This window comes from Streptomyces sp. NPDC006384 (assembly GCF_042870695.1).
Classification (GTDB): domain Bacteria; phylum Actinomycetota; class Actinomycetes; order Streptomycetales; family Streptomycetaceae; genus Streptomyces.
In genome coordinates, this window is the sequence record NZ_JBIAHR010000014.1 from 39,981 (window position 1) to 53,211 (window position 13,231).

Annotated in this window: 13 protein-coding genes and 1 tRNA gene; 6 read left to right on the forward strand and 8 right to left on the reverse strand. The window is 71.8% G+C overall.

Annotated elements, in window-relative coordinates; genetic code table 11:
- The first annotated feature begins 4 nt into the window (after positions 1-4).
- From ACFYOJ_RS20320 to ACFYOJ_RS20335, 4 genes are all read left to right on the forward strand, one after another.
- Positions 5-1,633 (forward strand): NADH-quinone oxidoreductase subunit M, encoded by a 1,629-nt coding sequence (locus ACFYOJ_RS20320; protein ID WP_356552811.1) that lies wholly within the window; start codon positions 5-7, stop codon positions 1,631-1,633.
- Positions 1,630-3,192 carry an NADH-quinone oxidoreductase subunit N gene (locus ACFYOJ_RS20325; RefSeq protein WP_356552809.1) on the forward strand — a complete coding sequence of 521 codons (1,563 nt, stop codon included), beginning with the start codon at positions 1,630-1,632 and terminating at the stop codon, positions 3,190-3,192. The genes ACFYOJ_RS20320 and ACFYOJ_RS20325 overlap by 4 nt, the downstream gene beginning before the upstream one ends.
- 224 nt (positions 3,193-3,416) lie before the next feature.
- The gene (gene htpX / locus ACFYOJ_RS20330; RefSeq protein WP_356552808.1) at positions 3,417-4,280 is read left to right on the forward strand and encodes a zinc metalloprotease HtpX; all 864 of its coding nucleotides are present in this window, start codon (positions 3,417-3,419) and stop codon (positions 4,278-4,280) included.
- Positions 4,277-4,669, forward strand: coding sequence for a YccF domain-containing protein (locus ACFYOJ_RS20335; protein WP_356552806.1), 393 nt, complete (start codon positions 4,277-4,279; stop codon positions 4,667-4,669). Before htpX ends, ACFYOJ_RS20335 begins: the two co-directional genes overlap by 4 nt.
- Before the next feature lie 128 nt (positions 4,670-4,797).
- Here the strand turns inward: ACFYOJ_RS20335 and ACFYOJ_RS20340 are convergent, their stop codons facing one another.
- Entirely contained in the window at positions 4,798-6,045 is a 1,248-nt protein-coding gene (locus ACFYOJ_RS20340) for an APC family permease (protein ID WP_356552805.1), read from the reverse strand.
- Positions 6,046-6,185: 140 nt separating this feature from the next.
- Between ACFYOJ_RS20340 and ACFYOJ_RS20345 the strand changes: the two genes are divergently transcribed.
- Positions 6,186-6,452, forward strand: coding sequence for a GlsB/YeaQ/YmgE family stress response membrane protein (locus ACFYOJ_RS20345; protein ID WP_356552803.1), 267 nt, complete (start codon positions 6,186-6,188; stop codon positions 6,450-6,452).
- A 98-nt stretch (positions 6,453-6,550) separates the two neighbouring features.
- On the opposite strand, the gene ACFYOJ_RS20350 is transcribed toward ACFYOJ_RS20345, so the two are convergent.
- Positions 6,551-7,039 (reverse strand): YajQ family cyclic di-GMP-binding protein, encoded by a 489-nt coding sequence (locus ACFYOJ_RS20350; RefSeq protein ID WP_356552801.1) that lies wholly within the window; start codon positions 7,037-7,039, stop codon positions 6,551-6,553.
- 237 nt (positions 7,040-7,276) lie between these two features.
- Here ACFYOJ_RS20350 and ACFYOJ_RS20355 point away from each other — a divergent pair.
- Positions 7,277-7,358 (forward strand) — tRNA-Tyr (locus tag ACFYOJ_RS20355).
- 164 nt (positions 7,359-7,522) lie between these two features.
- Here the strand turns inward: ACFYOJ_RS20355 and ACFYOJ_RS20360 are convergent.
- The 6 genes from ACFYOJ_RS20360 to ACFYOJ_RS20385 form a co-directional block, all read right to left on the reverse strand.
- The gene (locus ACFYOJ_RS20360) at positions 7,523-8,890 is read right to left on the reverse strand and encodes a tyrosine-type recombinase/integrase (protein ID WP_356552800.1); all 1,368 of its coding nucleotides are present in this window, start codon (positions 8,888-8,890) and stop codon (positions 7,523-7,525) included.
- A gap of 70 nt (positions 8,891-8,960) precedes the next feature.
- Positions 8,961-9,149: a helix-turn-helix domain-containing protein gene (locus ACFYOJ_RS20365; protein ID WP_356552799.1), complete on the reverse strand. Its 189-nt coding sequence runs from the start codon at positions 9,147-9,149 to the stop codon at positions 8,961-8,963.
- A gap of 172 nt (positions 9,150-9,321) precedes the next feature.
- A complete protein-coding gene (locus tag ACFYOJ_RS20370; RefSeq protein ID WP_356552797.1) occupies positions 9,322-10,467 on the reverse strand; it encodes a DUF3631 domain-containing protein in 1,146 nt (381 codons plus the stop codon).
- Positions 10,464-10,892, reverse strand: a complete 429-nt coding sequence (locus ACFYOJ_RS20375; RefSeq protein ID WP_356552796.1) for a hypothetical protein — start codon at positions 10,890-10,892, stop codon at positions 10,464-10,466. The genes ACFYOJ_RS20370 and ACFYOJ_RS20375 overlap by 4 nt, the downstream gene beginning before the upstream one ends.
- Positions 10,889-11,791, reverse strand: a complete 903-nt coding sequence (locus ACFYOJ_RS20380; RefSeq protein WP_356552794.1) for a bifunctional DNA primase/polymerase — start codon at positions 11,789-11,791, stop codon at positions 10,889-10,891. The genes ACFYOJ_RS20375 and ACFYOJ_RS20380 overlap by 4 nt, the downstream gene beginning before the upstream one ends.
- Before the next feature lie 88 nt (positions 11,792-11,879).
- Positions 11,880-13,157, reverse strand: a complete 1,278-nt coding sequence (locus ACFYOJ_RS20385; RefSeq protein WP_356552793.1) for a DNA cytosine methyltransferase — start codon at positions 13,155-13,157, stop codon at positions 11,880-11,882.
- Positions 13,158-13,231: the final 74 nt, after the last annotated feature.

Sequence of the window (13,231 nt, forward strand, 5' to 3'; positions counted from 1 at the left end):
AGACGTGATCGATATCAACGAGTCCGTGATGCAGTTCCTTCTGGCGTTCGTCGTCGTCGGCCCGCTCCTGGGCGCCGCCGCCGCTCTCCTGCCGGCCCCGCCCGGGCTGAAGGGGAAGTCACCCGAGCAGGCGGTCCTCCGCCACGGCGTCACCGTCACCGGCGCCGTCCTCCTCGCCGCGATCGCCCTCGTGCTCGGCTTCGACCACGGCCACCCGTCGAGGATGCAGGCGAGCACGGACATCAGCTGGATCCCCGCACTGGACGTGCGCATCCACCTCGGCATCGACGGCATCTCCCTCCCCCTCCTGGTCCTGACCGCGCTGCTGACCTTCCTGTGCGCGCTCCACTCCTACTTCAAGCCGCCCGCGGGCCCGTCCCCGAAGGCCTTCGTCGCCCTGCTGCTCCTCCTCGAGACCGGCACCCTCGCGACCTTCGCCGTCCTCGACCTGATCCTGTTCTTCCTCGCCTTCGAGACGGTCCTCGTCCCGATGTACTTCCTCATCGCCCGCTGGGGCGGCGAGCAACGGACCCGGGCCGCCTGGAAATTCATCCTCTACACGCTGCTCGGTTCCGTCGTCATGCTGCTGGGCCTGCTCCTGATCGGTCTCAGGGCGGGCACGTTCGACATGGTGGCACTCGCCACTGACAACGGCCGGTCACTGACCACGTCCGTGCAGGTCACCGCCGTTCTGGCGATCGGGATCGGCCTCGCGGTGAAGACCCCGATGTGGCCGCTGCACAGCTGGCTGCCCGACGCCCACACCGCCGCGCCGACCGTCGGCTCGGTCCTGCTGGCCGGCGTCCTGCTGAAGATGGGCACCTACGGGTTCGTGCGCATCCTCCTCCCGGCCGCCCCCGACGGCTTCCGCACCTTCGCGCCCTACCTCGCCGCCTTCGCCGTCGTCGGCATCGTCTACGGCTCCCTCGCCTGCCTGGCCCTCGCCAGGAAGGGAGCCAAGGGCGACCTCAAACGCCTCATCGCCTACTCCTCCGTCGGCCACATGGGCTTCGTCCTGCTCGGCATCGCCACCATGACCCCGACCGGCGTCAACGGCGCCCTGTTCGCCAACATCGCCCACGGCCTCATCACCGGCCTGCTCTTCTTCGTCGTCGGCGCCATCAAGGACCGCACCGGCACCACCGACCTCGACACCCTCACCCTCCCGTCGCCCGACCGTCACCCCCCGACGAGCGGCTCCGCCGCGCCGGACCACAACCGGACGGGCGCCGCCCTGTACGGCAAGGCGCCCCGCCTCGGCGGCCTCCTCGCCTTCGCCGCCGTCGCCTCGCTCGGACTGCCCGGCCTGGCCGGTTTCTGGGGCGAGATGCTGGCCCTCTTCGGCGCCTTCGAACCGCACGCCGGCCTCAGCCGCCCCGCCTTCCTCACCTTCATGGCGATCGCCGCGTCCGGCACCCTGCTGACCGCCGCGTACATGCTGATCGTGGTCCGCCGCGTCTGCATGGGCGCCGTACCGCCGGAAGCCCCGAAGCTCACCGACGTCCGCACGTACGAGTACGCGGCCTGGGTCCCGCTCGTCGTCCTCACCGTCGTCGCCGGGCTGTGGCCCAAGACCTTGCTCGGGCTGACCGACCCGGCCGTGCAGCAGCTCCTCTCAGGAGGTCCCCGATGAGCTCCCCGGCCCAGCCGCCGGTCCAGCCCCTGGCCGACGCCCTGGCGCAGTCCCTGGCCCAGGACCTCGTCCAGTCCGTCGACTGGCTCGCCATCGCCCCGCCCACCCTCGTGGCGGTCGTCGGGCTCGTCGTCCTCGTCGCCGACCTGTTCGTCGGGGACGCCCGCAAGCCGCTGCTCGGCTGGATCGCGGTCGCCGGCCTCGCCGCCGCCGCGCTCGCGCTGCTGCCCCTCGCCGGCGACGACCGCTCGACGTTCTGCCTCACCGGTCACACCGACGTCTGCAGCTACACCGCGGACACCTTCGCCCTCGCGATCCAGTTCCTGGTCCTCGGGGGCGCGCTCCTGGCCGCCCTGCTCTCGGTCACCGCGCTGAAGGACGCCGACCGGGGACTTCCCGAGGGCGAGTACTGGTTCCTGCTGCTCTCCTCCGCCGCCGGCGCCGCCCTGCTGCCCGCCTCCCGCGACCTCGCCACCCTCGTCGTCGCCCTGGAGGTCGCCTCCCTGCCCGCCTTCGCCCTGGTCGGCCTCCGCCACGGCGACCGGCGCTCCTCCGAGGCCGCCCTGAAGTTCTTCCTGTCCTCGGTCACCGCGACCGCGGTCAGCCTCCTGGGCATCAGCTTCCTGTACGCCTCCACCGGTACCCTCCACCTCACCCGGATCGCCGACCGGATCCAGCACGTCGACGGGCAGCTCACCACGCTCACCCAGACCGGCGTCGTCCTCACCCTCGTCGGCTTCGCCTTCAAGACGGCCGCCGTGCCCTTCCACTTCTGGGTGCCCGACACCTACGTCGGCGCGCCCCTCCCGGTCGCCGCCTACCTGTCCGTCGTCGGCAAGGCGGTCGGCTTCTCCGGCCTGATCCTCGTCACCGTCGTCGCCCTCCCCTCGTACGCCGACGCCTGGGGACCGGCCCTCGCCGTCCTGGCCGCCCTCACCATGACCGCCGGCAACGCCGGAGCCCTGCGCCAGCGGACCGCACGCGCGTACAGCGCGGTACGCCTGCTCGCCTGGTCGTCCGTCGGCCAGGCCGGCTACCTCCTCGTCCCGATCGCCGCCGCCGGCTACTCCGACGATCCCGAACGGCCGATCGGCTCCACCGTCGCCTACGCCCTCATGTACGCCGCCGTGAACCTCGGCGCCTTCGCAGTGGCCGCCCTGGTCGGCCGTACGAAGACACTCAACCGCGTCGCCGACTACCGCGGCCTGTACGCCTCCCGCCCACTGACCGCCCTGCTCCTGGCCTTCTTCCTGCTCTGCCTCGCCGGACTGCCGCCCGGCGTCATCGGCCTCTTCGCCAAGGTGACCGTCTTCTCCGCCGCCGTCGACGCGGGCCTCGGCTGGCTGGCCGTCGTCATGGCCGTCAACGTCGTCGTCGCGCTCTTCTACTACCTTCAGTGGACGGCCCTGCTCTTCCGCGCCCCCGAGGACGGGACCGCCGCCCGGCACCGCCTCCCCGCCCCCCTCACGGCCGCGATCACCGCGACCGCCCTCGTCGCCGTCGCCCTCTCCGGAGCACCCCAGCTGATCCTGCGCTTCGCCGGCACCGGCCTCTTCTGAGCGCGGGCCGCACCCCGGCCCGTCACCTGTCCGTCACCCGGACGGACCACGCGCGCCACCGCGCCCACCAGGGAACCGACGGCCTCCGCCTCGCGTTGACCAGTACGGAAGGGTCCACTGGACGTGTCACCACGACACCAGGGGCATCGGACACCGGGAAGCAACCACAGCGAGCGAGACCAGCGAGCGAAGGTTCCCCTGCCGCACGACTTGGAGGGCGTACCGTGCACCGCCGGCACAACGGGCTCAGGACCGCAGTACTCCTCGGGGGACTGTCCGCGCTCATCATCGTCATCGGCGGCTTCTTCGGCCGGGCCGGTCTCGTCGTCGCCGTCCTCGTCGCCCTCGGGACGAACGCGTACGCCTACTGGAACAGCGACAAGCTGGCCCTGCGCGCGATGCGCGCCCGCCCGGTGAGCGAGTTCGAGGCACCGGGGCTCTACCGCATGGTCCGCGAGCTCTCCACCCAGGCCCGCCAGCCCATGCCCCGTCTGTACATCTCCCCGACGGACGCCCCGAACGCCTTCGCGACCGGCCGCAACCCGCGCAACGCCGCGGTGTGCTGCACCGAGGGCATCCTGCGCCTGCTCGACGAACGCGAACTGCGCGGCGTCATCGGCCACGAGCTGAGCCACGTCCACAACCGCGACATCCTCATCTCGTCGGTCGCCGGCGCCCTCGCCTCCGTGATCATGTTCCTGGTCAACTTCGCCTGGCTGATCCCGATCGGCCGCTCCGACGACGATGACGGACCCGGTCTGCTGGGCATGCTCCTCATCATGATCCTCGGACCGCTCGCCGCCACCGTCATCCAGCTGGCGATCAGCCGCTCCCGGGAGTACGAGGCCGACGCCTCCGGCTCCCGGCTGACCGGCGACCCGCTCGCCCTGGCCTCCGCCCTGCGCAAGCTCGAGGCCGGCACGAAGCAGCTCCCGCTGCCGCCGGAGCCCCGCATCGAGACCGCCAGCCACATGATGATCGCCAACCCGTTCCGCCCGGGCCAGGGCATGTCGAAGATGTTCTCCACCCACCCGCCGATGGCGGAACGAATCGCCCGGCTCGAGAAGATGGCAGGCCCTCAGCGATGAAGACCGTCCTCAACGTCATATGGCTCGTCCTCAGCGGCTTCTGGCTCTTCCTCGGCTATCTGCTGGCCGGCGTGCTGCTCTGCGTCACGATCATCGGCATCCCCTTCGGCATCGCCGCCTTCCGCATCGGCGTCTACGCCCTGTGGCCCTTCGGGTACGCGGCGGTCGAGCGCCTCGACGCGGGAGCGGCCTCCTGCGTCGGCAACGCGCTGTGGCTGGTCCTCGCGGGGTGGTGGCTGGCCCTCGGCCACATCGTCACCGGCATCGCGCTGTGCGTCACGATCATCGGCATCCCGCTGGGCATCGCCAACTTCAAGCTGATCCCGGTCTCGCTGCTCCCGCTGGGACGCGAGATCGTGCGCACGGACCAGCCCTTCACGGCCCGCTGAGACGAGGACCGGCCACACCCGCCGACCGGCCCCGGAGGACCGCGCTCCCCGGGGCCGTTGTCCACGACCCCGCCATGACGCACGCAGGCCGGGACAGAAGCACCGGCCGCCCCGTCCACCCGCGCGGCCTACCGCGCTGCCGTCACCCGCCGCCGCACTCCGTACACGACCACACCCACCGCCAGCACCCCCGTGCCCGCCACCACCGAGGACACCGGCAGCGAGAACGCCAGCACCAGGCACCCGGCCAGCCCCACCGCCGGCACCACCCGCGCCGCCGGAGCGGAACCGAGCGTCCAGGCCGAGGCGTTGGCCACCGCGTAGTACGCCAGCACACCGAAGGAGGAGAAGCCGATCGCCCCCCGCACGTCCACCGTCGCGGCCAGCACCGCGACCACCGCGCCCACGGCCGCCTCCGCCCGGTGCGGCACCCGGAACCGCGGATGCACGGCGGCCAGGGCGCCGGGCAGATGACGGTCCCGCGCCATGGCCAGCGTCGTCCGCGACACCCCGAGGATCAGCGTCAGCAGGGATCCGAGCGCGGCCACGGCGGCCCCCACCCGCACCACCGGCGCCAGTTCGGGCACACCCGCCGCCCGGACCGCGTCCGCCAGCGGCGCGGTCGCCCGCCCCAGCCCGCCCGGCCCCAGCACGGAGAGGACGGCCACCGCGACACACACGTACACGGCCAGCGTGATGCCCAGCGCCAGCGGGATCGCGCGGGGCACGGTGCGCGCCGGGTCCCGCACCTCCTCGCCCAGGGTCGCGATGCGCGCGTACCCGGCGAACGCGAAGAACAGCAGACCGGCGGCCTGCAGCACACCCCCGGCCCCCTCGGACGCCCCGACGCCCAGCCGGACGGCGCCGGCCCGCCCCGGCCCCAGGCACACCACCACCACGGAAGCGAGGACGGCCAGGACCACCGCCACGATCACCCGCGTCACCCAGGCCGACTTCTGCACGCCGCAGCAGTTCACCGCGGTCAGCGCCACCACGGCCGCGACCGCCACCGAGTGCGCCTGCCCTGGCCAGACGTACGCGCCCACGGTGAGTGCCATGGCGGCACAGGACGCCGTTTTGCCGACGACGAACGACCAGCCGGCGAGATACCCCCAGAACTCCCCGAGCCGCTCACGTCCGTAGACGTACGTGCCGCCCGAGGCCGGATACCGGGCGGCCAGCCGTGCCGACGACATGGCGTTGCAGTAGGCCACCGCGGCGGCCACGGCGAGGGCGGTCAGCAGCCCCGGCCCGGCGGCGCGCGCCGCGGGCGCCAGGGCGGCGAAGATCCCGGCACCGACCATGGAACCGAGCCCCACGACGACCGCGTCACCCACGCCCAGGGTGCGCCGCAGCTCGGAATCCGCAGGTGACATGGGTCGCACCCTACTGGCCTGCGCAACCACCGGGAGCAGCGGGAACGTCCTCCCCGCCAAGAGGACATGAACACACGCGGAAGCCCGGGCCCACAGCGCTCGGACAGCGCGGGCACGGCGAGGAAGGGCAGGGTCACGGCATGACCGTCATCGGCTGGATCGTCCTGGGGCTGCTGGCCGGAGCCGTGGCCAAGTTCCTGCTGCCGGGCCGCGACCCGGGCGGCTTCGTCGGCACCACCGTCATCGGCATCGCGGGCGCGTTCGTCGGCGGCTGGATATCGGCCCGCTGGCTGGACCACCCGATCAGCAAGGACTTCTACGACGGCGCCACCTGGGCGGCGGCGATCGGCGGCTCACTGGTCCTGCTGACCGCCTACCGCATCCTGTTCGGCCACTCCCGCGACTGAGCACGCCGCGCGGGCGACGGGAAAGGGTGGGCACCCGAGGGCGCCCACCCTTCGTCGTACGCGGCCGGCTCAGCGGAACGCCGGAGACGTCCGGCAGGTCACCGGTAGTTGACGAACTGCAGCGCGAAGTCGAAGTCCTTGCCCTTGAGCAGCGAGATCACGGTCTGCAGGTCGTCGCGGCTCTTGGAGCTGACCCGCAGCTCGTCACCCTGCACCTGGGCCTTGACGCCCTTCGGACCCTCGTCGCGGATGATCTTCGCCACCTTCTTCGCGTTCTCCTGGGAGATGCCCTCCTCGATCGACGCGAAGATCTTGTACTCCTTGCCGGAGAGCTGGGGCTCGCCCGCGTCCAGAGCCTTCAGCGAGATACCGCGCTTGATCAGCTTGGACTGGAAGACGTCGAGGATGGCGTTCACCCGGTCCTCGGAGTTGGCCTCCATGAGGATCTTGTCCCCGGACCACGAGATCGAGGCGTTCACGCCCTTGAAGTCGTAGCGCTGGGAGATCTCCTTGGCGGCCTGGTTGAGGGCGTTGTCGACCTCCTGCCGCTCGACCTTCGAGACGATGTCGAAACTGGAGTCGGCCATGTCCTGTTGGCTCCTTGTATCTGGGTGCGTGTCGGCCCGCGTATCGGGTCCCTGCCGGCATACCTCGGCGGCCGCCGAGCCCGGCGGGGGTCCTCGGCCGCATCCGGACAAGCCTAGCCACCCGCCGCCCTCCCGGCGCAGATCAATCGGGTGGCGAAGCACCCCTCCCCATCGGGTATTGTTTACGTCGTTGCCACGGAGCACCGCCGCAAGACGGTGTGAAGAGCAGCGAACCCCGGCGGTGTGCCCGAGCGGCCAAAGGGAGCAGACTGTAAATCTGCCGGCTCAGCCTTCCCAGGTTCGAATCCTGGCGCCGCCACAAGACCGAAAGGGTCTGTGACCAGCAGCAATGCTGATCGCAGACCCTTTCGGCGTTCACGGGCCCGATCTGATCGTTATGGGTGCTTTTTCCCAGTGTGTCTCACCCTGATTCGGGTGCTGACCAGTCCGTGTGGGGCAGGCGTGGGGCAGCTTCCGCCCCTCCTAGCTGCCGTTCTTCAGCGCCCGCTCGATCCGGGCGTTCGCCGTGGCGGCGCCGCCGTCCAGGCACTTCGCGTATACCCGGAACAGCACGGCCACACTGTGGCCGGCGCGAGCGGCCACTTCCTGCGGTTCCACACCGGAACTGAGCCATGTGGATACAGCGGCGTGACGTAGATCATAAGGCCGCTTGGCCAGCGATGACGCGCACTGAGCGGGCGTGAGGGCACGTGCGCGAGCTTCCGCCCACACCTCGCCGTATCCGGTGTCCTGGATGAGCCCGCCGCGCTGCGTGCGGAACAGTCGCCCGTCCGGCGCGACGCCGTACGCCGTGATGTGCCACCGCAGCAGGTTCACGAGGTCGGGCGGGATCGGCACAGTACGGACCGCCTTCCGGGGCCGGTGTTTCAGGCCCCGCCGGTCGTGCGCTTCGCCGCTGTCCGTCCAGGCCGACCCCGACCGCGGACGGGTCTCCCGGAGCCGCAGGGTTCCCCACCCGCGGCGAGGCAGGTCGCAGTCCTGCAGGCGCAGGCCGATGACTTCCGCCGGCCGTGCCGCCGCGTAGTACATGCAGCCGAAGAATGCGACCAGACGGCGCCCACGGGCGCTCTGCGTCCGCACGGCATCGAGCAGCGCGAGCGCCTGCCGGGGGTCGGGCACCGACGCGGGGTCCAGTTCCTCGGCCACCTGTTCCGGAGCCTTCCACTGAACCTGCGGCAGGGGGTTGTCCGTCAGACGGCCGGCGTCGACGGCATAGCCGAGCGCGTTGTGGAAGATGGCCCGCTTCCGACGGATGGTCGACGCGGACGCCGTGGTGCCGTCCAGCTTCTTGGTCAGGGCGTCCAGAGCGGCGCGTACGCGCATCCGGTCGGCCAACGAGGACGTGGGCAGGGACTTCCGCTCGAACCATGCCAGCACGGCGGCCACCTCGTCCGGCGGTTCTAGGTCGCGGCGGCTCATGTTGAACGCCCAGCTGTAGAGGGCCGTCCGTACCGTCTTGGCGTCGGCCATGCCCTTGGTGTCCTTGACGAGAGCGGGCGTGACGGTGGCCATCGCTTCCGCGAGCGTCCGGCGTGTTGAGCCGGGGGAGTGCTGCCACTTCATCTCGATGTACTCGCGGGCGTGCTGGTACCAGCTCACGTCGTTGCGCTGCCGCAGCTCGGAGAGTGGCACCCCGGTGGCCTCGTCGAACGGCTCGCCGTCGTGTGCCGCCCGCAGCAACTGAGCGCGCCGGCCCTCCGCCAGTGTCTTGGTGCGGAACGTCTGGGAGTGCGGGGTGTCGCCCGTCTTCCAGCGCAATTCCGCGGAGGACTGTCCACGGTCCTTCCGCTGGCGGACGGACCAGATCCGAACGTCGTACGTCTTCCCCATCGGGGACCTTCCTGCGAAAGGGGCCCGGCATGAGCCGGGCCCCTTGGGTCGTGTCGGTGGGTCGAGGTGATCAGTAGGCGGGGGAGTCCAGGTTGCTGAGCCAGTCGTCCAGGTCGTTGCGGCGGACCCGGAGGTGGCCGTTGGGCAGCTTCACGAGTCGCGGTGCCTGCCCGCGGGCGCGCAGACGGTAGAAGGCGGCGCGGCTCATGCCGATCTCGGCGAGGACTTCGGGGAGCTTGAGCATCTTGGTGTTGGCCAAGGTGGTGACTCCTTCGCGGGGTTGCGGGGCCCGGGCACCTTCTGAGGGGCGCTACTTCCGCCACCTCCGCTACCTCGCAGGTCAGGGGCCTGATCGAGGTAGCGGGAAGGGGTAGCGGTAGCGGATGGGTAGCGGCAACCGGGGCGGGTTGCCGCTACCTCGTTGGTGCTGGTCAGGCAGCGTTTTCGGTGTCCGGTAGCGGAGGTAGCGGACTTTCCGGGGGTGGGGGGCAGTAGCGGGCCCACGCGTCCCACAGATCGGCGCTGTAGTAGCCCTTGAGGACGCTCCCGGCGGTCTTGATGTTGCGGGAGGCGATCGGCTCGTTGTCGGCCGTCATGTACTCGGCGAGCATCTTGGACAGGCGCCGGTTGTCGAGCGGCTTGCCGTTGAGGTCGGCCCAGGGGGCGTCGTCCAGGGCGTTGAGCCGGTCCAGGATGGCCACGGTGGGCAGGCGGTCGATGCCGACCATGACGTGATCGCGCAGGTCGGTGAGCAACCGCACGCCCAGACTGCCTTTGTCGTTGGCCTTGGACGCGGCGACCAGCGTCACGCAGGCTTCGCGGGCCCGGGCGGGCCAGTCGCCGCCGGCCGCGTCCGCGACGGCGAGCAGGGGTTCCCACACGTCGGCGGGCCGGTCGGTGACGCCGTCGGGCATCTCGGGCCAGGCCCCCATGACCCGGTCGCGTGCCTGTTCCGTCCACTGCGCGAGCCGGTCGCGGAGCTTGTGGCCCTCGGCTTCGTGGAGGCGGGCGCGGAAGGCTTCCACGCGTTCGTTGCGGGCCCGGCGGCGCATGCGGATGACGACCGAGCGGGTCAGGATCGTGTCGGGGAGGGAGCCGAGTCCGGCGACCGCGACCGCGCAGTACGAGGGGAAGGCTTGCACGGTCTGGTTGCCGCCGTCGCCGATGCACCGGTAGGTCACGCCGGTGCGGCGGTGTCCGGCGTTGAGGAACCCGCGCAGTTCCTCGTTGTCCCCGGCCTTGGGGCCGAAGACGGTGTCGATCTCGTCGAACAGGATCGTGGGCCGGCCGTTGGGGCTGGACACGGACCGGAACAGGGCGGCGGCGGACGCGTTGACGGCCGTCATGGGCTGGGGCACGAGGGTTTCCACGATCTCCAGCGCCCGGGACTTGCCCGACCCCGGTTCGGGGGAGAGGAAGGCGAGCCGGGGGGTGGAGTCGAAGCAGTCGAGCAGGTGGGCGTGCGCGTCCCACAGGGCGACGGCGACGTAGGCGGCCTCGTGCGGGAAGACGTTGAAGCGGCGGTGGAAGGCTTCCACCTCGTCGAGCAGCGCGGCCCCGTCGATGGTGGGGGTCATGCGGCGGCCCTCCCTTCACACGGTGCGGCGGGTGTACCGGTGCAGAAGTGCTTGTGGGCGGCGTACTCGGTGACCAGCGCGGCCACGGCGTCCTGTCCGCGGGCGGTGCGGGTCTCGCCGCAGGGGCAGGCGTAGGCGGCGGTGGGGGTGGTGCCGTAGCGCTTGGACCAGCGGGCGCCGTCCCAGTGGTGGCGGTAGACCGGCGGGGCGTAGACGCGGATGCCGGGCCGGTCCGGCGTCGGGTCGGCGCTGGGGCGTACGTCCGTGGCCGGGAACCGGTCAGAGCGAAGAGCAGAGACGACGCCCTGACGGGCGGCGCCTTTCGGCTCGCCCACGGCCGCCGGCGGCGAGGCCGGACGGGCGGCGTGCGGGCCGGTGGGCGCGGCCGGTCGGCCTTCCAAGCGGGGGCGGCCGGGGGTGTTCATGCCGCCTCCCGGGGCCGGGCGGTGCGCAGGGAGCTGTCCAGGGCGCTGCGGATCGTGGTGCGACACTCGGCCGCGGTGAGTCCCACCGACTCCCCTGCCGCTTGGAAGGCGTCCTCCGCCACCTGGCGGGGGAGGTCTCCCCACGCGACGAACCGCCCCACCTTGAAGGCGCTGCGGTTCAGGGTGACGTTGCGCAGCCCTTCCGGGGCGGCGACCACGTTCGCGCATTCGGCGTCCAGCGCAGCCACGGCCGCCCGGCTGCCGTTCACCGTCGGGAGCCTCAGCGGGCCCACGGGCCGGGCGGGGGCAGGCTGCAGGACGGCCTGCAGCCACTCGGGCAGTGCGGCCGTGGCCGTGTCGGAGAGCGGCTCGTAGGTGCCGGTGGGCAGGGTGCTGCCGGCGGCGACGATGTAGCCGCCCCACGCGCGGGTGTCGACCGCGTCGGCGACCGTGCCCGCGGTGTTGGCCAGCCGCACCCCGGACGGCACGGTGAAGTACAGGTGCTGTCCACCGCTCGCGGTCCGGGTGCGGTAGGTGTCGGGGACGGCGTGCCCGGTGCGCTCGCAGAGCGCCTTGAAGGTCGCCGCGCCGCAAGGCGCGTCCCCGTTGCTGTTGTCCTTGGGCACGTCCAGGTCGACCACGAGCAGCCCGGAGGGGCCGGTGGCGATGCCGACGTTGTACGGCGCCTGCGACCAGGCGGCGCGGATGCGGCCGGGGTCGGTGGTGGCCCGCTGTTCCCACTTGCGGTGCCCGCCCGTGCACGGCCCGGTGCCGGGGCAGGCCGTCTCGCCGTGCAGGGCCGGGCGCTTGGTGCCGGGACGGAGCGGGAAGACGTGCCAGCCGCGTTCGGCGGCGTTCAGCGCTGCGGACAGCAGCGCGGACGGGGGGTGATGGGGCATGCTGGGTGTCTCCAGTCCTGTTGATGGGTGCTGGTGACAAGGGCGGCCCCGGTGTTCTTGGCGGAATGGGGGGCCGCCCTTGGCGTGGCTAGGCGATGTCGAGGGCGAGCTGGGACGGTCCAGGTTCCGCCGCCTCGGGTGCGGAGACGGCGAGCAGGGTGCGGTAGGCGAGAACGGCCTGGTGAATGACGACGCCGTTGCCGAGGATCTTGAGCTGGTCGGAACGGGACAGGCCCAGGTCTGTGCCGGTGACCCAGCCGGGGTCGGCGCCCATCATCCATTCCACGAAGGCCGGGGACAGGCGGCGGTTGCCCTTGGTGCCCGGCTCGGTCGGTTCGGGCGCGGGACGCCCGAGGACGGCTTCCCAGCGGCGGATGGCGGGCCCGTAGTCGGTGCCGTTGGTCGCCACCCACCGCCGGTCGAGGCGGACGGCCTGGCCGGGGAGGTAGTAGTTCCCGGCCGTGTCGCGCTGGTTGGGTCCGCCGTGCGGCCCGTCGGATGCCTTCGGGGTGGGCAGCAGGTTGACGACCACCTCGTTGAGCGGGCGGGAGTTGGTGCCCAGCAGGTTGGAGGCGCCGGACTTCCAGTCACGGGCCGCGGGGGTGGGCAGCAGCGTGACGGCGGTGCGCAGGTTCATGCCCCCCTTGCGCTTGGGCGAGGTGCCGGGGCCGCCGGTGCCGTCGGCGGCGGCCGGGGTGGGCAGCAGCCTCATGCGTCCGTCGGGGGCAGCAAGAAGACCACTTCGTCCTCCAGCGTGGGCCCGTGCCCGCCCGCCTTGCGCTTGTCCGGGTGCTGCGGTCCGCCGTTGCGCCCGAGCTGTGAGGTGGGGGTCTTCAGCAGCGGGATACGCGACGGCGAACCAGCGGTCCCGCCGGTGGCAGGCTCCGACTTCGGGATCTCCAGCGCGTAGGCACATCCACCGCGCGTCGTACCCGAGCGCGGCCAGGTCGGCGGCGACGACGTCGAGTCCCCGGCTGCGGATGGCGGCGACGTTTTCCAGGAACACGAGTCGGGGTCGAAGGTGGCGAACGGCGTGGGCGACGGTTTTCCAGAGTCCGGAGCGGTCACCGGCGATACCTCCCCGAGGTCCGGCGTTGGAGATGTCCTGGCAGGGGAAGCCGGCGGTCAGCGCGGCCGGGCGGGGCATGGAGGCGGCAACGGCCTGCCAGCCGACGGCCGTGACGTCACCGAGGTTGCGGGCGCCCGGCATGCGGGCGGCCAGCAGTCGGGAGGCGGCCGGGTCCTTCTCGGCGACCGCGACCGTGGGCAGGCCGGTGACGGCCTCCACGGCCAGGTCCAGCGCACCGGACCCGGTGCACAGACTGATGTTGCCGCCGTCCGGCGGCACGGCGGAGCGATGGGTCATGCTGGAGGTCTCCAGTCCTGTTGATGGGTGCTGGATGACAAGGGCGGCCCCGGTGTTCTTGGCGGAATGGGGGG

Bases quoted from the DNA above. Each gene is read 5' to 3' on its own strand.
- ACFYOJ_RS20325 (WP_356552809.1), top strand. From the start codon at position 1,630: ATGAGCTCCCCGGCCCAGCCGCCGGTCCAGCCCCTGGCCGACGCCCTG.
- ACFYOJ_RS20335 (WP_356552806.1), top strand. From the start codon at position 4,277: ATGAAGACCGTCCTCAACGTCATATGGCTCGTCCTCAGCGGCTTCTGG.
- ACFYOJ_RS20340 (WP_356552805.1), bottom strand. From the start codon at position 6,045: ATGTCACCTGCGGATTCCGAGCTGCGGCGCACCCTGGGCGTGGGTGAC.
- ACFYOJ_RS20345 (WP_356552803.1), top strand. From the start codon at position 6,186: ATGACCGTCATCGGCTGGATCGTCCTGGGGCTGCTGGCCGGAGCCGTG.
- ACFYOJ_RS20350 (WP_356552801.1), bottom strand. From the start codon at position 7,039: ATGGCCGACTCCAGTTTCGACATCGTCTCGAAGGTCGAGCGGCAGGAG.
- ACFYOJ_RS20360 (WP_356552800.1), bottom strand. From the start codon at position 8,890: ATGGGGAAGACGTACGACGTTCGGATCTGGTCCGTCCGCCAGCGGAAG.
- ACFYOJ_RS20370 (WP_356552797.1), bottom strand. From the start codon at position 10,467: ATGACCCCCACCATCGACGGGGCCGCGCTGCTCGACGAGGTGGAAGCC.
- ACFYOJ_RS20375 (WP_356552796.1), bottom strand. From the start codon at position 10,892: ATGAACACCCCCGGCCGCCCCCGCTTGGAAGGCCGACCGGCCGCGCCC.
- ACFYOJ_RS20380 (WP_356552794.1), bottom strand. From the start codon at position 11,791: ATGCCCCATCACCCCCCGTCCGCGCTGCTGTCCGCAGCGCTGAACGCC.
- ACFYOJ_RS20385 (WP_356552793.1), bottom strand. From the start codon at position 13,157: ATGACCCATCGCTCCGCCGTGCCGCCGGACGGCGGCAACATCAGTCTG.